At 50.5% G+C, this 21,018-nt stretch carries 17 protein-coding genes; 9 read left to right on the plus strand and 8 right to left on the minus strand.

Annotation, left to right across the window (positions count from 1 at the left end; all coding sequences use genetic code 11):
* The first annotated feature begins 173 nt into the window (after positions 1–173).
* Entirely contained in the window at positions 174–1,010 is an 837-nt protein-coding gene (locus tag PIL01S_RS09160; RefSeq protein WP_127537282.1) for a methyl-accepting chemotaxis protein, read from the plus strand.
* 118 nt (positions 1,011–1,128) lie between these two features.
* Here the strand turns inward: PIL01S_RS09160 and PIL01S_RS09165 are convergent, their stop codons facing one another.
* A complete protein-coding gene (locus PIL01S_RS09165) occupies positions 1,129–1,737 on the minus strand; it encodes a LysE/ArgO family amino acid transporter (RefSeq protein WP_127537283.1) in 609 nt (202 codons plus the stop codon).
* 179 nt (positions 1,738–1,916) lie between these two features.
* Between PIL01S_RS09165 and PIL01S_RS09170 the strand changes: the two genes are divergently transcribed.
* Positions 1,917–3,407, plus strand: coding sequence for an aminotransferase-like domain-containing protein (locus PIL01S_RS09170; protein ID WP_127537284.1), 1,491 nt, complete (start codon positions 1,917–1,919; stop codon positions 3,405–3,407).
* A gap of 86 nt (positions 3,408–3,493) precedes the next feature.
* On the opposite strand, the gene mobA is transcribed toward PIL01S_RS09170, so the two are convergent.
* Positions 3,494–4,108 (minus strand): molybdenum cofactor guanylyltransferase, encoded by a 615-nt coding sequence (gene mobA / locus PIL01S_RS09175; protein WP_164764198.1) that lies wholly within the window; start codon positions 4,106–4,108, stop codon positions 3,494–3,496.
* A 114-nt stretch (positions 4,109–4,222) separates the two neighbouring features.
* Between mobA and PIL01S_RS09180 the strand changes: the two genes are divergently transcribed.
* Positions 4,223–5,452, plus strand: a complete 1,230-nt coding sequence (locus PIL01S_RS09180) for an MFS transporter (protein ID WP_246058152.1) — start codon at positions 4,223–4,225, stop codon at positions 5,450–5,452.
* A gap of 378 nt (positions 5,453–5,830) precedes the next feature.
* Here the strand turns inward: PIL01S_RS09180 and PIL01S_RS09185 are convergent, their stop codons facing one another.
* Positions 5,831–7,558: a glutamine--tRNA ligase/YqeY domain fusion protein gene (locus tag PIL01S_RS09185; protein ID WP_127537628.1), complete on the minus strand. Its 1,728-nt coding sequence runs from the start codon at positions 7,556–7,558 to the stop codon at positions 5,831–5,833.
* A 191-nt stretch (positions 7,559–7,749) separates the two neighbouring features.
* Between PIL01S_RS09185 and PIL01S_RS09190 the strand changes: the two genes are divergently transcribed.
* From PIL01S_RS09190 to PIL01S_RS09200, 3 genes are all read left to right on the plus strand, one after another.
* Positions 7,750–8,007, plus strand: coding sequence for a DUF2164 domain-containing protein (locus PIL01S_RS09190; protein ID WP_127537286.1), 258 nt, complete (start codon positions 7,750–7,752; stop codon positions 8,005–8,007).
* Between the two features lie 32 nt (positions 8,008–8,039).
* Complete coding sequence (locus PIL01S_RS09195) at positions 8,040–8,588, plus strand: GNAT family N-acetyltransferase (protein ID WP_110758574.1); 549 nt, start codon at positions 8,040–8,042, stop codon at positions 8,586–8,588.
* A 213-nt stretch (positions 8,589–8,801) separates the two neighbouring features.
* Positions 8,802–9,380, plus strand: coding sequence for a hypothetical protein (locus PIL01S_RS09200; RefSeq protein ID WP_127537287.1), 579 nt, complete (start codon positions 8,802–8,804; stop codon positions 9,378–9,380).
* 136 nt (positions 9,381–9,516) lie between these two features.
* On the opposite strand, the gene PIL01S_RS09205 is transcribed toward PIL01S_RS09200, so the two are convergent.
* Both PIL01S_RS09205 and PIL01S_RS09210 read right to left on the minus strand, forming a co-directional pair.
* Positions 9,517–10,305 carry an SDR family oxidoreductase gene (locus tag PIL01S_RS09205; RefSeq protein ID WP_127537288.1) on the minus strand — a complete coding sequence of 263 codons (789 nt, stop codon included), beginning with the start codon at positions 10,303–10,305 and terminating at the stop codon, positions 9,517–9,519.
* A 26-nt stretch (positions 10,306–10,331) separates the two neighbouring features.
* On the minus strand, positions 10,332–10,835 hold the full coding sequence (locus PIL01S_RS09210; RefSeq protein WP_127537289.1) for a GNAT family N-acetyltransferase: 504 nt from the start codon (positions 10,833–10,835) through the stop codon (positions 10,332–10,334).
* A 197-nt stretch (positions 10,836–11,032) separates the two neighbouring features.
* Between PIL01S_RS09210 and PIL01S_RS09215 the strand changes: the two genes are divergently transcribed.
* Complete coding sequence (locus PIL01S_RS09215; protein WP_371859941.1) at positions 11,033–12,205, plus strand: methyltransferase domain-containing protein; 1,173 nt, start codon at positions 11,033–11,035, stop codon at positions 12,203–12,205.
* Positions 12,206–12,347: 142 nt separating this feature from the next.
* Here PIL01S_RS09215 and PIL01S_RS09220 read toward each other — a convergent pair whose 3' ends face one another.
* The 3 genes from PIL01S_RS09220 to PIL01S_RS09230 form a co-directional block, all read right to left on the minus strand.
* Positions 12,348–15,728, minus strand: a complete 3,381-nt coding sequence (locus PIL01S_RS09220) for a GH36-type glycosyl hydrolase domain-containing protein (protein ID WP_127537291.1) — start codon at positions 15,726–15,728, stop codon at positions 12,348–12,350.
* Between the two features lie 129 nt (positions 15,729–15,857).
* Positions 15,858–16,625, minus strand: coding sequence for an alpha/beta hydrolase (locus PIL01S_RS09225; protein ID WP_127537292.1), 768 nt, complete (start codon positions 16,623–16,625; stop codon positions 15,858–15,860).
* 118 nt (positions 16,626–16,743) lie between these two features.
* On the minus strand, positions 16,744–17,760 hold the full coding sequence (locus PIL01S_RS09230; protein ID WP_127537293.1) for a LacI family DNA-binding transcriptional regulator: 1,017 nt from the start codon (positions 17,758–17,760) through the stop codon (positions 16,744–16,746).
* 458 nt (positions 17,761–18,218) lie between these two features.
* Between PIL01S_RS09230 and PIL01S_RS09235 the strand changes: the two genes are divergently transcribed.
* Entirely contained in the window at positions 18,219–19,853 is a 1,635-nt protein-coding gene (locus tag PIL01S_RS09235) for a helix-turn-helix domain-containing protein (RefSeq protein WP_127537294.1), read from the plus strand.
* Between the two features lie 109 nt (positions 19,854–19,962).
* Positions 19,963–20,991, plus strand: a complete 1,029-nt coding sequence (locus PIL01S_RS09240; protein WP_127537295.1) for an iron-hydroxamate ABC transporter substrate-binding protein — start codon at positions 19,963–19,965, stop codon at positions 20,989–20,991.
* Positions 20,992–21,018 lie beyond the last annotated feature (27 nt).

Here is a 21,018-nt window from a genome sequence, read left to right on the forward strand (position 1 = left end):
ATTCTAAGAGGATCACTATAAAATAGGACTTCCTTTTTCCTTTCTGCTACTAAAATTGTTACAATAAACGATGATTATATATAATGCCCTCTGGGTCTTCATAATTTTCGTGATCCTGACGATGTATAGTCAATGAAAACCAAACAAATATACCGCACATAGGAGCTGACTGGATGAACATTGTTGAAGCCATGGTCGCAGCAAGTCCATATTTCAAAATCATGCTTAAGGGACATAATCTGATGATTGCTGTAACCGACACCGAGAAATTCTGGTATTATACACCCAGTGAAGATCTTGACCTCGGTATTAAGGCAGGTGACCCCGTTTCACTTGAGGATCCTACACTGCGCCGCGCCCTGATCAACGGCGAAACTTCTGCCAATCATATTGAAGCACAGCATTACGGAACGGCCCTTAATTCTACGGCTACGCCTCTGCGCGATGAAGCAGGAAACATTGTGGGTACCCTGGCCATTGGTTTCTCCCTCAAAAACGAAGAGCAGCTTGGACATTTCACCGAATTGATCAGCGGCATCAGCAGCAGGCTGACTGACATGGTCCAAACTGTAGCGGCCCAATCCGAAGAGCTGACTGCCTCCTCTTCACAGATTCTGGACAATACCAAGGTCGCCGTTCAAAATGCAGCGGAAGTTAATAAAGTGGCCTCGTTTATCCGGGAAGTCTCTGAACAAACCAATTTACTCGGCCTCAACGCAGCTATTGAAGCGGCACGAGCGGGTGAAGCAGGCGCCGGATTCGGAGTAGTGGCCTCCGAAGTACGCAAGCTGTCCACCGGAACGAAGGAAGCTACCGTGAATATCGAACGCTCCCTCCAGGACGTACAGCATTCCATCCGCCAGATGGAGCAGGAGATTACGTCCATCTCCCAGTCCAGCACGCAGCAGGCTGAACTCGTCACGGAATTCAGCGAGGTTATTGACCAGTTGAACAGTGTGAGTGAGGAACTGAAGTCCTTTATTCAATCCATGATTCTGAAGACAGAATAACGATACACAGCAGCATGACCAGATGTTACGACTGGCTGCAGCTCAGCCTGTAACACCAAGAACCCCGCACGCTATCGTGCGGGGTTTTTCTGATTTCTGAGCAAAAGTTCCCGGAACATTACATATAAATCAGCTTCCACAGCATCATGGCCGCCATCACGATCATCACCACTGCCGATAACCGGTTAAAGACCAGACTGATCCGTCCAGTGGTATCTGTTCTTCCCATCCACCTTCCAGCACTTGCGAGTCCAAGGAACCATATCCACGAAACTGCCGCTGCCGTGATGGCAAAAGCAATCCGGTCCATCCCTTCATACTCAAGTGAACTGGTGCCAATGACAGCTACCGTATCCAGCAGCGCATGCGGATTAAGCAGGGATACGGAAGCGGCGAAGGCAATCTGACGTCCTGCACCCAATGCGGATGCTGACCCACTCACGGTTCCGGATGACTTCCATATGCTCCATGCCATATACAGCAGAAATGCACTGCCGCCTGCATACAACACACCCGAGAGCAGCGGCCACTGCAGCAAAATGAGGGACACCCCTCCGACCGCAGCTCCAATTAATAATGTATCGCTAATACCAGCAGTCACTACCGCCGGAAGTGCACGCAGTAAACTTCGCTGGCTCATCCCCTGGTTAAAAATAAACACGTTCTGCACGCCAAGTGGCAGGATCAGGCCAAACGCAAGTACCACAGCGTGAATAATTACACTCATTGTTCATCCCCCTTGTATATGTCTCTATATTAGAGGGGATGACTTACCGTGTGACCAACCAATAGGATGGCATGGAGACCAACCAAAATGATATAGTTGTCGGTATACCATTTTGGTGTACAAATTCGGTATAAAAATAAATTCCTGAATCACCTTATCCCACGGGAGGCAAGCGCAGCATGAAGCATTCCGATCCAAGACAAGGTATTGACTGGAAACCTGATCCTGCAATCCCCCTGTCTCTATTCCGTCAGATTGAAATATATATCCGTGAAAAAATAACGACCGGAGAGTGGACCGCGGGCTACCGTCTGCCTTCCCAGCGTGTACTGGCTCAGTCCATGGGCGTCAACCGCAGTACACTGGTCGCTGCGCTGGATAACCTGATCGCTGCCGGCATGATTGAAGGCAGACGCGGCGGAGGAACCTACGTCTCCGGTTCCGGCTGGCATGCACTTGCCCACGGGGCACCACCCAACTGGAATGAAGCCATTGAGGAAGGCTGGTATTACCCCAACCTTCCTGAAGTACAGCTCATTAACCGTGCCGAGTTCCAGCCTGGCATCATTCGGCTCGGTACCGGAGAGCTTGCGCCTGAACTAATGCCGGAGGATGCCTTCAATGACATCCTGCGCTCCCTCTCGGAACGCTCCCGTACGTTAAACTACCTTCAGCCTCAAGGCAGCCTGGAGCTCCGTGAGGCCTTGTCTGACTATTTGCTGACTTGCGGCATTCAGGCGTCCCCCAGTGCCATTCTAATTGTCTCGGGCTCGCTGCAGGCGCTGCATTTGATATCGGTGGGCCTGCTTCCCCGCGGGTCGGCTGTCCTGCTGGAGAAGCCCTCCTACCTCTATTCCATACATGCCTTTCAATCCGCCGGATTAAAAATGCATGGCGTTCCCATGGATGCAGGTGGATTACACATACCGCGTCTGGAAGATATGATCGAGGGAGGCACTCATCAGGGACATTCTTCGCCGCTGCTCTACACCATACCAAGTTTTCACAATCCGACGGGTTCCGTCATGAGTGATACTCGCCGAAACGAGTTAATGTCTGCAGCCCGTGCCGGAGGCCTATCCATTCTGGAGGATGCTGCCTACACGGACCTATGGCTGGACATGCCCCCGCCGCTATCGTTAAAAGTGAGGGACACGGATGGCCGCGTGCTTCATATGGGCACACTGTCCAAGGCTGTCAGCCCTGGTCTGCGTCTGGGCTGGCTGGTAGGACCTGAGCCGGTTATTCGCCGCCTGGCAGACATCAAGATGCAAACGGACTATGGCACCAGTTCACTGGCGCAGGAAGCGGCCACACTCTGGTTTGCAGAAGGATATCACACACGGCACATGGAGCGTCTGCGGCCAGAGCTTCGCCGCCGGAGGGACTTTATGCTGGATCTGCTGGAACGTTACTTCAACAGCATTGCAGAGTGGAACAAACCAGCCGGAGGCTTTTACATCTGGCTCAGGTTCACTGCCGGCCCCCTTTCGATCCGCCAGCTGTTCCATGCCTGCCTCCAGGATGGGGTGCTCATTCACCCTGGCTTTCTGTACGACCGCCTCGATGCGGACCACCTCAGACTCTCCTATGCGTATGCTTCGGAAGAAGAGATGGAGCGTGGAATGCAGCTGTTAGCCAAAGCAGCCAGAAACCTGCTGGAACCATAACCAATAACCACACAGGACCATGAGGATGTCTCACCAGGTCTTGTGTGGTCAAAGGCGGGTTCTCGTCTAGATGTAATGCATACTGCTCACATGCTCGGCGGACGCTTGCCTACCAAATCCTGATACTCCTGCATGGTGTTCATATTGATTAACTGTGCTGCTGCATCCCGGATTCCTGCCTTTTCCAGATCCTCTGCTTCCACATACCGACACCCAATCTCCTCCAGCCAGCGAGTGACCCGCAAGCGGTCTTCGATCAGGCACTGTTCTAGGCTGGGAAGTACATCGATATGATAAATGCCTACCAGTGGATGGACCCGTCCTTCCAACCGCGGCACCATCGCGGGATGTGTCTTGTCCGATACAGCTAACCGTTGCAATGTGGTAAATAAGGAGGGCTGGACCAAAGGCATGTCACAGGCACAGGCCAGATTCCACTCGGTCTCCGATGCTTCAAGTGCGGCATGCAGGCCGGCCAGCGGTCCCTTTCCAGGGTAGCCATCCTCAACACACGTATAACCGAGCGCTTGATAAGCATTCGCATTGGGTCCGGCAGCAACGATGACACGGGATACTGCAGGAGCTATAGCCGATGCCACATGCTCCAGAACAGTGGAGCCATCCAGAGGCAGCAGTGCCTTGTTGGAACCCATCCGGCTGGATAAGCCCCCTGCCAGTATAATGCCAGTCCATTCCTTCATGTCCACGGTTATCATCCCTTCCGGCTCTCATATAATAAACTTATTCTATACATTGAATCCCCTTTCAACAAATGATACATTGTAGAATATTGATTCTGAAAGGAATGGCTCTATTTGGACAGATATGCACCCGGAAGAGGCAATCCCTCTTTGGTTTCGCTGAAGCTATATAACTTTTTCATATACGGAGCCATCTCCATCTTCGCCGGCTTCCTCCAATTGTATCTGCAGGAGATCGGCATGACCAAGCTGGAAATTGGCAGTCTGATGGCGATCGGCCCTTTTGTCTCTTTATTTGCCAATCCGTTCTGGGGCTTCTGGAGCGACAAGTCCCGCAATATTCGCATCATCCTGATGATGATGATGGGGGGCACCTTTGTGCTGGCCCAAGCGGTCTTTCATGCGCCGACCTATGCCTGGATCTATGGAGCCATGATCTTCTTTTATTTCTTCCAAAGTCCGCTGTTTGCCCAAACCAACAGTCTTATTCTCGGGTATATCGATGGGACCACGCAGAAATTCGGTACATTCCGGCTGTGGGGCTCCCTCGGCTGGGCTCTGACTGCGGCAGCAGCAGGACCGCTTATCGACCGCCTGGGCGTGGGCAGTGTTTCGATTGTCTTTGCCTGCATGATTGCCATCGCCTTTGCGTTTGCCATGTTTCTGCCAAGGCAGCCCATTGCTTCGGATACCCCAGTGGTCACGTTCCGCCGCTTCGGCAGGGTAATGTTCAATCCGTATTTCATGACGTTTATCGGACTGGGTGTGCTGGTGTCGGTTCCGAATGCGATGAACAGTACATTTATGTCTCTCTATATTACAGAGATGGGCGGCAACAAACAGATGGTCGGGTGGGCCATCTTCACGTCATCCATTCTTGAAGTAGGTGTCTTCCTGCTGCTGGATCGCTTTTTGAAACGAAAAATGAGCATGCTGCTTGCAAGCCTTGTACTCGTCAGCCTGCTGTTCGCCGTTCGTTGGCAGCTGATGGCCGAGGCCGTTAACCCGCTGGAGATTGTATTCATTCAGTTGATGCACTCCATTACATTTGGAGGATACTTCTATGTGGGTACCCAGCTGACCATGCTGTTTATTCCAAGACCTTATCGTTCCTCTGGCCAAGCTGTGTATACGATGGCCTGGGGCGGTATATCCGGTGTTATTGCCGGCTTGTTCGGCGGCTGGTTGTTCCAGAGCTTCGGTGCCGAGGTTATGTATAACATTGGCGTCTTCTTCTCTCTCATTGGTGCGGCAGGCTTTGGCGTCATGTGGCTGATCAATCGCAGAAATGGCTACCAGCCTATTGTATTAACCGAGATGGGCAGCATGGATGAGGATGGGTAATGTTTTGTTTCGCAGAGGTTGAACCTTTGGAGCTACACTAGGCCACTGCGTGGACAGAACAATCTTCGATCGCTGTTATTCCCGGATTTTTATGAATTGTTAATATAGTGAGAAAATCCGGGCATAGCGTATGCTTTCGAAGTAGCTTTCCTGCAGAAAGCTTGTAGCGAACGCTTCGCTTCTCCAGCTTTATTCTGTCCTCTCCGTTATGGTGTATATAAAAAGTTCAAACATTCAAACAAATGATTAAGAATTGTAGTAGAGAAAAAGGCGTCTCCATGGGCTTGTTGCCCCGGAGACGCCTTTTACGTTTATGGCTCTAACTTGCAGCCTGACCTTAAACCCTATGCTTTACCTATTGTTGTACGTCTGTCTTACTTACGCCTTCGGCAGTTGGAACGAGCTTTTCAGCGATACGACCCGGTTGAACACAGGGCGGCCTGGCTCCGAGTGCTTCGGATCCACACTGAAATATCCGTGGCGGAAGAACTGGAATTTATCCTGTGCTTTCGCCTCCTGCATCTCTTGCTCGACATACCCGTGAACGATCTCAAGGGAGTTCGGATTCAATTGATCCAGGAATGTTTTTTCCGGTTGCTCTTCCACAATCTCTGCTCCGGCTACTTCCGCTTCTACCTCGGCTTCCGGTGCTTCTGCTGAGATCAAAGGCTCGTACAGACGGAATTCAGCCGGTACAGCCTGGCTTGCTTCCACCCAGTGGATGGTTCCTTTGACTTTACGACCTGTGAAGCCGCTGCCGCTTTTCGTTTCAGGATCATACGTACAGTGAATCTCCGTCACATTGCCTTCCGCATCCTTAATGACATCGTTGCATTTGATGAAGTACGCATGTTTCAGTCGAACCTCATTACCAGGGAACAGACGGAAGTATTTGTTCGGCGGATTCTCCATGAAGTCATCTTGCTCAATGTAAATCTCGCGGGAGAATGGAATTTTACGATTACCCATCTCCGGATTTTCTACATTGTTCTCTGCTTCCAGCCACTCCACTTCCCCTTCAGGGTAGTTGGTGATGACCACTTTCAGCGGGTGCAGAACCGCCATGGTGCGCGGAGCTTTCAGCTTCAGATCTTCACGGACAAAGTGTTCCAGCGTTTGCAGGTCAATAACACCCTGACTTTTCGAAATGCCTGTCTCGAATACAAAATCACGAATCGCTTCCGGTGTGTAGCCTCGGCGACGGAGACCCGAAATCGTTGGCATGCGCGGATCGTCCCATCCATCCACATGTCCTTCGTCCACAAGCAATTTCAGTTTCCGTTTGCTCGTTACCATCTGGGACAGGTTCAGGCGACCGAATTCATACTGATGCGGCTGGCTCTCCATCTCACATTCAGCGATTACCCAGTCATAGAATGGCCGTTGATCCTCAAACTCCAGGGAACAGAGGGAATGTGTCACACCTTCAATGGCATCTTCCAGCGGATGAGCAAAGGCATACATCGGATAGATACACCATTTGTCCCCAGTGTTGTGATGGTGTGCATGAGCGATACGGTAGATAACCGGATCACGCAAGTTGATATTAGGCGAAGCCATATCGATCTTCGCACGCAGCACTTTTTCTCCATTTTGGAACTCACCTGCGCGCATCCGTGCGAACAGATCCAGGTTCTCTTCAACGGTACGATCACGATACGGGCTGTTCTTGCCGGGTTCGGTCAGTGTACCGCGCATTTCCCGAATTTCATCGGCGCTTTGGTCGTCGACGTAGGCCTTTCCTTTTTGGATCAGCAGGACAGCACGGTTGTACATCTCGTCAAAATAGTCCGAGGCAAAGCGTTTCTCGTTCCACTCAAAGCCGAGCCATTTGACATCCTCCTGGATGGATTGTACGTATTCCACATCTTCCTTCACCGGATTCGTGTCGTCAAAACGCAGGTTCGTCTTGCCGCCGAATTCAGCGCCCAGCGTGAAGTTGATCCAGATGGCCTTGGCATGGCCAATATGCAGATAACCGTTCGGTTCCGGAGGAAAACGGGTAATGACTTCCTGGACTTTTCCTGACCGGAGATCTTCGGTAATAATATTTTTGATAAAGTTAGGAGGGGTTGTACGATTGTCCACAGGTATCAAACCTTTCATGAATTGATTGGAGCTTTCAGAAATTACAAAGTGTTTCATCTAAATATACCTTTAACGGGAGACGAGTTCAATAAAGAACGGCACCAAAGTCCGGATTGCCTGTATGCAAGATAGGCCAAAAACCATTTTGACGGGTTCGCACGAATCATGTAGCATGATAGTAAAAACAAAATATAGGGAGGGATTCCCACTTGAACACGCTGAAACTGACCAAAGAACAGCAGGATGAAGCCATTCGCACGATCCAGTCGTATTTCCAAGAGGAACGCGGCGAAGAACTTGGCGATCTGGCCGCTTGGGGGGTGCTCGATCTGTTTATGACGAAGCTCGCTCCCTACATATATAATCAGGCCCTCAGTGATGCCCGCACCACCGTGAATCAACGCATGGCCACCATGGAAGAAGATCTGTTTGCATTAGAGCGCAAACTGCCACCTGCTTCCCGTTAAACCACTACTTATAAAGAAAGAAGGTTGCACTCATGTTTACCTATTCATTGGATGAATATACCGAACTCCGTCCACTCTCTATAGAGCATACCAAGCCGCTGTTCGAACTTACGGACCGCTCCCGCGATCAATTGAGACACTGGCTGCCATGGGTGGACCATGTAACAGAAATTGAACATACCTCAAACTTTATCAACAATGCGCTGAAGCAGGCTGCCGATAATGGAGGCTTCACTGCGGGTGTATGGCTGAAGGGCGAACTTGCCGGCATTATCGGATTCCATGAGATTAACTGGACCAACCGTTCGGTAAGCATCGGATACTGGTTGGGTAAGGGCTTCGAAGGACAGGGATTAATGACCAGCGCTTGTCGTGTTCTGGTCGATTATGCTCTGGTCACGCTGGACCTAAACCGGGTCGAGATTCGTTCAGCTACGAACAACAAGCGCAGCCGAGCCATCCCTGAGCGTCTTGGATTTGTCCTGGAAGGCGTTATTCGTCAGGCAGAGAAACTGCCTAAGGGATACGTCAATCATGCCGTGTACGGCATGCTGCAGCATGAATGGGAGCTTTTGCGCTAACCCGCATACATATGGATACAACATGGAATGCCCCTATCTGCACGAAGCTACCTTCATGCAGGTAAGGGGCATTTTGGATGGGGCCGACAAATTCAACTTTTACTGCCCCTTAAGGTCATTTTCAGCCTCTCTTCATCCTGGACGCCTAAGATAACGTTGTGGGTTCTTGGCCCATGCCATACACAACTATACTGAGAAAGAGGATGATCGCTGATGAAGAGAAGCAGAACATCAAGAACCATGATGATTACCAGCACGATGGCTTTGACGATCGCGCTTGGCGGAGGATGGTTTGCAAACACCACCGCGAGTGCCGATCCGGCTGCGGGCACTTCAGCTCAGAAGAAAAATGCCAGCCCCACAACGAATTCACATACATCGAAATCAAAATCCATAAATGCTAACAAGGGAGCCGGGCATGGCCGATACACGGATGAACTGGTCTCCGCCCTCGGCGTAACAGTAGACAAGCTGAAGGAAGCCCGCAAGGCAGGCAGCACAATTGCCGAGATCGCTGCCAGCAATAATGTAGACGTGCAGACAGTAATCGACAAGCTAGTCGCTGCCGGGAAGAGCGAGCTGCAGCAGCAGCTGTCTGACGGGAATATCACACAGACCCAGTATGACAAACGGATAGCCGGCCTGAACGAACGGGTGACGGACTTGGTAAACGGCGTACTGCCGGAAGCACGACAAGGTTCCAGAGGCAAGCGTGGCGGGGCATCAGGAACTGAATCCGATTCAGGCAGCTCAGTCGAATCCACCAGCACGAACAGCACGGATCCGGCCTGATGGATCGTGCCAGCTCGTTTGTATGTTTTTGCATATTTTCGATCAAAAACCCTCTGTCTTCACCCATGGTGTGACAGAGGGTTTTACATCGTTCCCATATATAACCGGAACTCTTCAGACAAATGACCTTTCCATCTTAGAGAGCTCGTACCATACCGCCATCCACCACTAGCGAAGTACCAGTAATGTAGGTATTGGCCCCGGATAACAGGAACACAACGGCTTTGGCGAATTCCTCGGGCTGGCCGTATCGTCCCAGAGGGATTTCCTTGCGGAACTGTTCGGCTACCTCTTCTTCACTAATTCCATTCTGCTCTGCGCGGGCAGTGTCGAGTTCACGTATCCGATCTGTTCCGATTCGTCCGGGTGCCACCGTATTGATCAGAATGCCATAAGGGGCAAGCTCCTGTGACAACGTCTTCGCCAGACCAAAGACACCCGTGCGGAACGTGTTGGACAGAATCAGCCCCGGAATTGGCTGTTTCACCGAAGTTGAAGCAATATTCACAATATGTCCGCCATTGGCCTTCATATAAGGGAGGGCCCCCCGAATCATACGTACATAGCTCATCACATTCAACTCAAATGCACGTTCCCAATCCTCATCGGTCAATGATTCAAATGTTCCCGAAGGAGGACCGCCAGAGTTGTTCACCAGAATATCAATCTGCCCGAACAGCTCCCCTGTCTTATGGATTAATGCGTTAATGTCTTCCTTGCGTGTAACATCCGTTACGCAGTATTCAACGCGTCCTCCGCCGTCCAGTTCCAGCAGTTCTTGTTTGACGGCTGCGAGCTTCTCCTCGTTCCTGCTCGCAAGCATCACGTCTGCGCCTTCTGCGGCCAGCTGTGCTGCCACCGCCTTGCCCAGTCCCTGACTGGATGCCAGCACCAGCGCTTTTTTACCCCGAAGTCCCATATCCATTATATTGTTCCTCCTTCGTCATCGAACTACCGTTCATTCCGGATAAAATAACTCATGAGAATATCGTCCACATACTTCCCGGCGATATAAAATTCCGACACCAGTCGGCCCTCCGTCTCAAATCCACATTGGGTATAAAAAGCGATCGCTCCCGGATTGCTCGACAGCACGCGAAGGCGCAGCTTATGAATCCCCTGTTCACGAGCATATTCTTTCATGGCATGCATCAGGGACGTGGCCACACCACTGCGCCGGTCATTGGGATGAACAGCAATATTAATCTCGTAGACATGACGATTGACAGGCATCCCCGTAGCCGGATAAAAGCCCACATAGCCGCAGACCCGTTCTCCCTGAACGGCAACCAGCTGGCTGCCGGGCGGACAATGCTGCAGAAATTGCTGTCTGGACTTCCAATGGAATGGCGCTGGAGAGGTATGTATATCCCACACGAGAGCATCCATCTCCATTAGTTGGGGTGCATCCTTCATCTCGGATGGCCGAATTTTATACGTTTGGCGGGTAAGCATCGCATTTCAACCTTTCATACAGGTAATTACATTATTGCAGCGCGTTGCATGGCCCTTGGATAATAGCTGATAGATGCCACTAGCGCATTTTTTTCATCTGATTATATTGTAGCACAGCCCTAAGCCCGAACTAAAATGGGGATCTCCCCCTTAACCTTTACGTTACGTCATCGTTTATACTGATTATCATGAAGGAGGTGCGGCCCTTGAATATCAAAGAGGCGGCAAGCAGGCTTGGCATATCCCCCAGAGCGATCCGTTTTTACGAGGAAAAAGGATTAATTCTCCCCGCCAAGCAGGCCAGCAATGGATACCGGAGCTACACGGAAAATGACATCTGGCGGCTTCAGACGATTGCCGCACTGCGGGAGATCGGCATGTCACTTCAGGATATTACTCACGCGCTCAGTGAGATTGATCAAGGCAACCAGCAGCGGCTGGAGGAATATCTGGAGCTGCAGCAGGCCGTCATGTATGCCCAGTGGGTTGAACTGAAACGCATGCTGGATACGACCCAGCGCATGATTGATCTCAATCGTCAAGACGGGCCGCTGGATGTTAGCCATCTCCATGAGCTCGCAGACAGTTCACGCCGCTTGCGGGAAGCACGCCAGAACTGGCATGATCGTTGGAACTATGATACCCAGGCTGCTATCCATGATGAGCGTGTTCACGCCAAGAGCGGCAGCATCCCTGCATCTTCCCCATCTTTCCCGGGAGAAGCCGGTAGCATGCCTTATAACGAATCCGGGTGCACCGAAGAACACCCAGATCCCAAGAAGGCCCCATCGTCTTCCTTTTATCTATATCACAACTATGACGAGGCGCTGGAACAGACTGCGAATTGGATCTCCCCTATTCCCGGTGAACACGGACTTGATATCGGAACAGGCACAGGCAATCTTGCTGGCAAGTTACTGGAACGCCAAGCCATCATGACGGGGATTGACCAGTCCAGAGAAATGCTGCGCACATGCCGTACCAAGTATCCCGGGATGCATGTGAAGCTGGGGAACTTCCTGGCGCTGCCTTTTGCGGACCAAACCTTTGATTTTCTTGTGTCCAGCTTCGCCTTCCATCATCTGAGTCCGGACCAGCAGCAGCTGGCACTGCAGGAGATGCAACGGGTATTAACCCCGCGGGGACGAATCTGTCTAACCGATCTCATGTTTGCGGATGCACTTCACCGCGAGGCTTATATAAGACAAGCTGAGGCAGATGGAAACAGTGACCAGCTGCTTGCCATAAGAGAACGCCATTTCCCCCTGCTGGATGAATTAACCGGTTGGCTTGAGTCGCATGGCTACGTTACGAAAACCGTTCGTCACAACGAGCTGCTGCATACGATGCTGGCAGTTCCGCTGCGTTAATAAAGGTGATCAGTCAGCGTGTGCTCCACATAAGACACAGGCCGTGGACCATTGTCTCTTACTTATATAGAAAGAGGCCATCCTGCCTGTTAAGGAGGATGGCCTTTTCATTACCCTCAAGCATCAAGCTATAAGAGGTAAGTTACATATAAATATCAACGATGGTACGGTCCGAAGTACGCAGCTGTCTGAACTCATCCAGTGAGATGCAGACTCCGCCCTTACGGTAACGGTTCGCCGTAACTTCTGTGCGGATCTCCTTGCCGTTTACGGTTACGCGGTTAACCGATCCTTCGTTCAGGTGATAAATAAACGTTACCGGTTCACCTGCATATTCAAACTCGAACTGCATGCCATCCAGCTCGGCTGGCAGGACAGGGTCAATGACCAGATCCCCACCTTCCTGACGGATACCGAGTGCATTCGAGATCAGCTGGTTCATGTAGATCCCCGGGCCGCTGGAGTAGATTCTCCATCCACCCTTCACCTGCACGGTACCTTTGCGCAATTGATCAAAATGCTCCTGCGCCTCATAACGTGTGTTGAATTTGCCGTCGGAACTGCTGAAGTACGCATTGGCTTGACGGATCTCTGCATTAGGCACAACCTCACCGATTCCAACCGGATTGATCATCGCGAGTCCATTCCATACCTGATCGGTCTTACCGAGTTTGGCCATTGCTTCCACATAACGAATGTGGGCGTGTACGTACTGCAACCCGATCTCGCGTCCGAAGTTGGATGCTTGTTCTGCCCGCTTGAAGTGGGTGCTCACACCGCCGGCATACTGAGCTGGACGATTCATCAAGCGCACGCCATCCGGGCACAGGAAATGCTCGCGAATCAATGCATAATGCGATTCAGCCTGTTCTGCCGTAAGCAATTCACCGATCATGCTGCGTGTCATAGGCAGCAGACGATACTGAATACCTGTCTCTGTATCGGTCGGATGCAGCATCAGCTTCGCCTGATCCGCGTCCTCCATGTACACAAAGCCCGGAATAACATCGGTTCCCAGCATGTAACGGTTGAAGTCTTCACGGATACCCTGAGCCAGAGCTTCAAGCTCCTCTGCGAAGGAAGCATCCTTGTATTTCAAAGCCTGTGACAGCACGTTGACGGATTGATACGTCAGAGCTACCGTCCAGCTGCTCACCATAAACTGCTTGAGCTGTGCATTGGCTGGTTGCAGGGTATCGTCCCAGTCCCCATCGCCATAGGAAGACAGGAACGTATCGTGCAGGAAGTGCGAACGAATGTATTCGATCTCTTTCTTCGCATGATCCAGTACCGTTGCTGTGTCTTCCGTGAATCCGAAGCTGTGTTTGACGGTGTAAGGCACCTTCTCATCCAGAATCGCATAGTCGCGCGTCGCCGTCAGATAGTCTGCCAGCACTTTCAGCGGCCAGACGATGATATCGCCGTGACTCTCTTCCTGCTGAATGGCAAAATATTTGTCAAACATGAACCATTGCGGCCAGTTGCCGTCATCCTCGTATTGGTGCGTGTAGACCATTTTGATGATATCGCGTACCTGCTCGTATTTTTGAGTAGCCATGAAGTATTCAACCGGACCCTGACATACGTCCCTTGTACCCCATGCTGCGCCGCCGTATTGCTCCAGACCGTGAGGCACGGAATAGTGAACCAGCATGTTGTGTGTGTACCACCAAGCCAAGGCATTCACTTTGAACAGGTCCTCAGCACTCTGACCTTCGCCGCGGGACAATCGGAAGCCATTCATTACACCCGCGAAGAATTCGCGATAAGCCTGTACTTCCTCTTCAAATGAAAGAGTTGATCCAGCTTCAGCAACTTGGCCTTCCAGTACACCCTGAACCTTAAGCGTCCACTCTGCACTCTCTTCCAGGCTAAGCGTAACCAGCGAAGCCGATCCACTGCGGATACCGCTTGCCAGCAGCGTCTCGTCGCCTGCGTTCATTGAGGCACCCTCTACAGACATGCGATATTGCAAGTCAGGATATGTGCCAGCACTGATTGCTTTTGGGTCCGCTTTGAAGACCAGTGTATTGCCATCCTGCGTCATGTGCAGCGGATATTCGTATTCGTTCACGTTCATTGTGATCTGGTTGGTTACCAGGTAGCGATAGGCTTTACCGCTTGTAGAACGCACATTCATGCTCACTTCGGTTGTATGTGCACCTGTATAGTTCGTTACGATGAGTGTATCGGATTCAGTTTTGTACATCCAGCGCACATAGTTGAAGCCAATTTCGAACAGTGACGGCATCGTGAGCAGACGATATTGGCCATCCATCTCTACGTAAATGCGTTGGCCAGCGGTCTTCGGCACGTTCAGTGCATTGCGGGCGTTACTGATCATTTTGTTAAAATTGGTGTTGCCGATAACCAGCTGCGAGTTGAAGATACCGTACATATAAGATGTTGTTGTAATGACCGGTGCTCCAAGCTTCACGTTGCCACCGCTCATCAGAATATGACCGTGAGGACGCTCCACCAGCAGTTCCTTGGCTTTCAGGACGATATGTTCGTAGCTGCCTGTGAAGAAGGACAGGAGTGAATCCTCATTACGCTCTTCCTGATGACGATCAGGGAACAGTTCCTTGATTTCCTCTTCCGTCAGGTCCATTGCCACAAGCGGCTCGCCCAGGCTGGAAGACAGCTTCACTTGCTCGAGTGTTTCACCGTACTGAACTTCGAGTTTCTGTACAGCGTCCCAAGCCGCAGTCACTTCATCTGCATACTCCAGTGCAGAAATGCCTTCTGGATGATTGGACTTCGCCAGTCCATAGAAAACAACCTCAGCTTCCCCGTTCAGGTTCAACAGCTCGGATTGCAGCGCCGTATAGGCGAACTCATATTGATAAGTCTCATTAGCCAGCGTCTTACGGCTGAGACTTTCAGGCTCGTTGGTTTCCTTGTAGGACAGACCGAAGAACTGGAAGCCATCTGTGGAGTAACCGACTGCCTTGGTCAAAGAACCCTGCTGCATATATGGGAATGCGCCGCCCTGAGGCTGGTTTTGACGCGAACAAACGACATATCCCTTCGTTCCATCTTCAAAGACAGTATGGTCAATATACTGTGACAGATAGGCCTCGTTGCTGCGTACCGCACCCGGATCAGCCAGTCCAACATCCTGTCCGTAGACGATATCCACTCCGTTATGCTGCCCTTTCAGTTTCACATCCCAGAACCAAACGCCTTGCGATGTTGCAGTGAACACGACCTGATAACCAATGCCTTGTTCCTGTCCTTCCAATGGGATGCTGCCTTCCCAGATCAGTTGATTGTCTGGCTGAGTCTTGCTTGTAATCACCTTACTGTTCGAACGTGCACCCAGCAGCGGGAAAGAGCTAATGTTCTCGCCCTCATGTACTCGCAGGTACAGATTGTTCAGAGAACCATCGATCTGGTTGCTTAGCAGCTGGTTCAGCATGGTTGTACCGGAAGTTGCCTGGTACAGGTCCCCACTGTTCAAAAAGGTAAACGTCAATTCCCCGGCAGTCAGCCGGATCGGTTCATTAATCATCGTTGTCATGTCATTCACTCCTTCATTTAGTAAAAATCGAAACGTTTCGAATCGACCGAAAAAGAATAGGGTTCCTCTGCAAACCGGCCTCTTCAAGGCCAATCCGGTTACGAACCCCTGGTTTTATTTTCACGCTGGCTATACCTGAACAGGCAACCATTCCAGAACACGCTTGATCTTCATATCCCAATAACTCCATTCATGGCCACCTGGCTCTTCCTCATACGTCACCTGTACATCCAGTTCCTTCATCGTATGCCGAAATGTCTGGTTGGCTTCGTACAGAAAATCTTCTGTCCCGCAGCATTGATACAATTGTGGGAACGCCGTCCCTGACGCAGCCAGTCTGCGGCTAACAGCCAGCAGATCGTCATCACTGCCTTCAATTCGCTCCGGACTCCCGAAGATGCTCTGCATTTCTGCAGGGGTGAAGTTCCCCTCGCCACGTACCCTGCTTGCCAGATCAAGCCCGCCCGAGAGGCTGGCTGCCGCAGCATATCGTTCCGGAAAACGCAGACCCAGCTTGAATGCACCATACCCGCCCATGGAAACACCTGTTACAAATGTATCTTCACGGCGGTCCGAGATGGGAAAGAGCGACTTCACGAATGCAGGCAGTTCCTCACTTATATATGTAAAATAAGACCCGCCCTGCTGCATATCCATATAGTAGCTTCGCCCTGCCGATGGCATCACAACCGCAATTCCCCGGGCCTCGGCCAATCGTTCGATGGATGAATGCCGTGTCCATTCGGAGTGGTCTGCACCGCGCCCATGCAGCAGATACAGAACAGGCAGTTTTCCATTCCGGCTTGCGCGAAGCGGTGAATGCTCAGGCAGTATAAGGGTAATGTCTGTAGACACGCTAAGACTTTCGGCGAACAACTGGCATTGAATCAAAGCCATTGCTTCATCTCCTGTTCAACGAGATTTACGTAAGGATCATTAGATTATTTATTTATTTAAGATACGGTCCCTTATGCTCCAGGCATACCAGGAACCATATCCATCCAAATGCTGCTTCTTACGCGGGCTGGTTACCCGACTCTGCCTGCACAGAGCGTACAGATTCGCGTTCCACCATATCAATCGTCAACGTATACGATGGATTCACGGCTTCACCATTCAGCATCTGGAACAGCAGATGTCCTGCAAGTGATCCGGCCTCGTGCTTCGGCTGCCGTACCGTCGTGAGGGGAGGACGAACGAATTCAGACAATTGAATGTCATCAAATCCGATAACCGAAATATCATTGGGTACGGATATGCCGCTCTCTTCCAATGCCTTCAAACCACCTATAGCCATTTCGTCATTCCCGTAAAATACAGCGGTTGGAAGCTCGCCCTGCATAATCATCATTTTGGTTGCGCTATGCCCGCCTTCACGAACGAAATTGCCGCTTAGACGCCATTTGGATTTCTCCTCAAGCCCTGCTTCCTTCATGGCTCTCAGATATCCCTGGTAACGCAGGGCATTATCATACGAGTTGGATGGACCGCTAATATAGGCAATCTTCCGGTGCCCCTCATTGATCAGGTGACGCGTAGCCAGGTATCCACCTTGTTCACCGTCAACCAGCACATTGACCAGATGGTCACCCGAAAGATGACGATCCATTACAATAATAGGAAAACGATGCCCCGCAGATTCCACCAAAATGTCATCATGGATGTTGTGTGCGAGTACAATCGCACCATCCACTCTCTTTTCCCGCAAAAACCGGACTGCAGTCGAATCACGCCCACCCATCGAACTGCATGCAATCAGATCATATCCATTCGCAAGCGCCACATCCTGAACACTGCGAATCAACTCCGAGTAATACGGACCCGAAAGATCAGTCAGAATTAACGCAATCGTATTCGTCCGGCTCCGTTTCAGGTCCATGGCAAAGCCGTTTTTGCGATAATTCAGTTCCCGGGCTGCCTCCAGCACTTTTGCCTTGGTCTTGGCGCTAACCTTGCTGTCCCCGTTTAATGCATAGGAAGCGGTCGAGAGCGCCACACCTGCCAGCTTTGCCACATCCTTAATCGTTGCCATTCCACGTTCGCTCCTTCTAACTTGACCAATTTCATAAGTTACCTACATTTTATACTGTAAATGGTTGTGACAACCACCAAATTCTATACTATATCATTGAATGATAGCCGTTTCTATTCAATCGAAACGTTTCGAAGCGATATCAAAAAAAATTCTTCCATTTCACTTCTTGCCCAATGGCTCATTCGGACCAGCTTTAACTGGGGATCCATTATCATCGAGATAAACCCTTCAATGTACACCCAACAGGCAGTTCATTACAAAAATTGTATGGACATGCTTCTTGGCAAGACATTGAAACGTTTCGACATTTTTATTATAGTCGGTGTTGATAGCGATTTCAACCTCTTTATTCATTTTCGCTGAAATAAATGGACTTCCTGATCCAGGTAACCACATTCAACAATTATGGTATATACTGCATATTAACTCAAACCAAGTAAGGAGACACCTGTGTTATGAGCTATATAGAGCAAAGTGAAGATCAACATCCTCTAACCCAAAACGGGCCTATGCACGAGATTCGGTCCCTTCCACCGGTGATGTACAAGCTGCGCTACCTGGTTCATTTTCATGACCAAGAGGCCTTTTCTCGCACAGATGAAGACTGGAACAGATTGCATGTGATTTATGTCGTTACATCGGGTCAGGCAAGACTGATCAGCATGGATCGCAATTTGACGGTAAATACCGGGTCTGTAGTGGTTCGGCAGGCCGGAACCTTGATTCAGCATGAACAGACACGCGGCTCTCTATCGCCGGTACAAGGGATTGCTATAGCTTTTGAAGGCACCGACATTGAATCGCCGCGCTGGCCGTTTGGAACACCTGCATCCATTGCGAACCGCGGGATTGCCGATATGGCATTCGAGCTGATGCTTGCCTGTTCCAAAAGCGAGGCGCCCGGCCTGTTCAAACCCCACATGCTATTCTATCAGCTGCTTGATGCGTTATACGATCATTCTGTCCGTTCGAGCCGCAATGAGCATTCATGGCTGGACCTTGTCATCAGACACATTCATGACAAAGTTGACCATCCACTGACACGAGATCAATTGGCGAGGGATGCCAATGTGAGCCCCGAACACTTTTCGCGGGAATTCAAGAAGCATACCGGTCTTACCTTTGTAGAATATGTCACCCGCCTTAGAATCCGATTGGCACAAGAGCGTCTGCTATTCGCCAATCCCACACTGCAGGAGCTCGCACAGCTGACAGGCTACCGGGATATTTTCTATTTAAGCCGCAAATTCAAGCAGATGGTTGGAACCGCGCCAACCTTTTACCGAAAGACGCCCAAGAAGATTGTATCCCTAACTTATAACTATACCGCTTCTCTGCTGGCACTGGGCTATACCCCCTACATGGGAGCTGTGCCCTCCTGGATGGAAGATAAACTGGCCCAAAATGGACAGCAATCCTTCATACAACACTCCGAATATGAACTGTTTACCCGGCTTGATCTGATTGCAGACTCCGGTGCTGACGTCATCATCGGTTACGCGCCTCACTCCAGCACGGATGAACTGCGCCAGATCGCACCAACCATTCTGATGCCATTCGAGAAAATGGATTGGCAGGAGCAATTCCTTCAGCTGGGCCGGGTTACAGGCCTGGAGAACAATGCCAAGGTATTGCTAAGTCGGTATGATCAGCTTCAGGCAGACGCCAATCATATGCTGGACTCATCGATCGGCACGAGAGGATCAGCTATATGCATCTTTTGGACTGGCAAAAGCGGAGCCTATGTATATGGCCAAGGCTGGGGGAGGGCCTCACATATCCTGTATCAATCATTGGGCTTCACTCCCCCCGCACGTATGGAGAAGGATGGCCAGTTACTCACAGGTTATGTACATGTGCCCACTTCGGACATTCATCTGTATGCTGCTGATCACATATTTATGGCTTACCCTTCAGATCCAGAGGAGCGACAGGCTCTGGAAATACTCCTAAGTCAGGGGCAATGGAGCAGCCTTGGCGCTGTTCGAAATGGACAAGTCTACGAGATTGAAGCTGACATGTTTTACGGATTTGATCCACTATCGGTTATTGAACAGCTGCAGACTATAGTGCATAAACTCACATCATAATTGTCCATGGAACACTGATCATAGTTGTCCATTTACAAATATTAAATCTTCCTCTATGTTATTAATGAGAATAATAATCATTATTAATTGTCACAGGGGGAACTTACCGATGTTTGCCGTCAAAAAACGCTTTTCCGGCTTGCTGCTTATGCTAGCCATAATCATGATCCTGTCTGCCTGTAGTAACGGTGCAGGCTCCAGCGCTGCAGAACAGACCGCCACAGGAACGGAATCTGCATCCGGTTCAACAGAGGCAACCACAGAGTCCTCGACCGATTCGGGTACTTCCGCTAGTGCAACAAGGATCTATAAATCCCTAAGCGGGGATGTTGAGATCCCGGCCGAACCCAAGCGTATTGTTACGGATATGTACGTAAGTGATCTGCTTGCTCTTGGTGTAAAGCCCGTTGGTGCAGTTAATTACTACCTGGATAATCCGTTCTATGCGGATCAGGTCGCAGACGTCGAAGGTATTGGTGACCGCGGCGCCGTATCTCTCGAAAAGGTTGTTGAATTGAATCCGGATCTGATCATTACCTATTCTGCTGATGCTGAAGAGATTGAAAAATATCAAAAAATAGCACCTACCGTTGTCATTCCCTACGGCACATTCACCAATGTGCATGACGAAATCCGTGGATTCGGGGAACTGATGAACAAATCCGAAGAAGCCGAAGCATGGCTAAAATCATATGACGAGAGCATTGAAGCCTCCCGCGCTAAGGTAAAAGCAGTGATTAAGCCCGAGGAAACGTTCTCGATTCTTGAAGTATCCGACAAGAGTTACTATGGTTACGGGGATAATTTTGGCCGCGGTGGACAGGCCGTCTATCGTGCATTGGAACTTGCACCGCTCGAGATCACCAAGAAAGAACTCATGGGTGATACGCAGTGGAAGGAAATTTCGCGAGAGGTCATCGGTGATTATGCAGGGGATCATATTTTCCTGACCGTGAGTGAGGGTAATGCCAATTACCAAGGCGATGCTATCTGGCAGAACCTGCCGGCTGTGAAGAACAACCAGGTGTACGAACTACAGGAGGACCGCTACTGGTACTTTGATCCGATCGCAATCCAGGGTCAAGCAGAAGAATTCGCTGATATGATCGTGGAACGTGCACAGCAGAACCGCAAGTAAATAGCATTTATAAAATATATCCATCAT

The sequence above is a fragment of the Paenibacillus illinoisensis NBRC 15959 genome (assembly GCF_004000925.1).
GTDB classification, from domain to species: domain Bacteria; phylum Bacillota; class Bacilli; order Paenibacillales; family Paenibacillaceae; genus Paenibacillus; species Paenibacillus illinoisensis.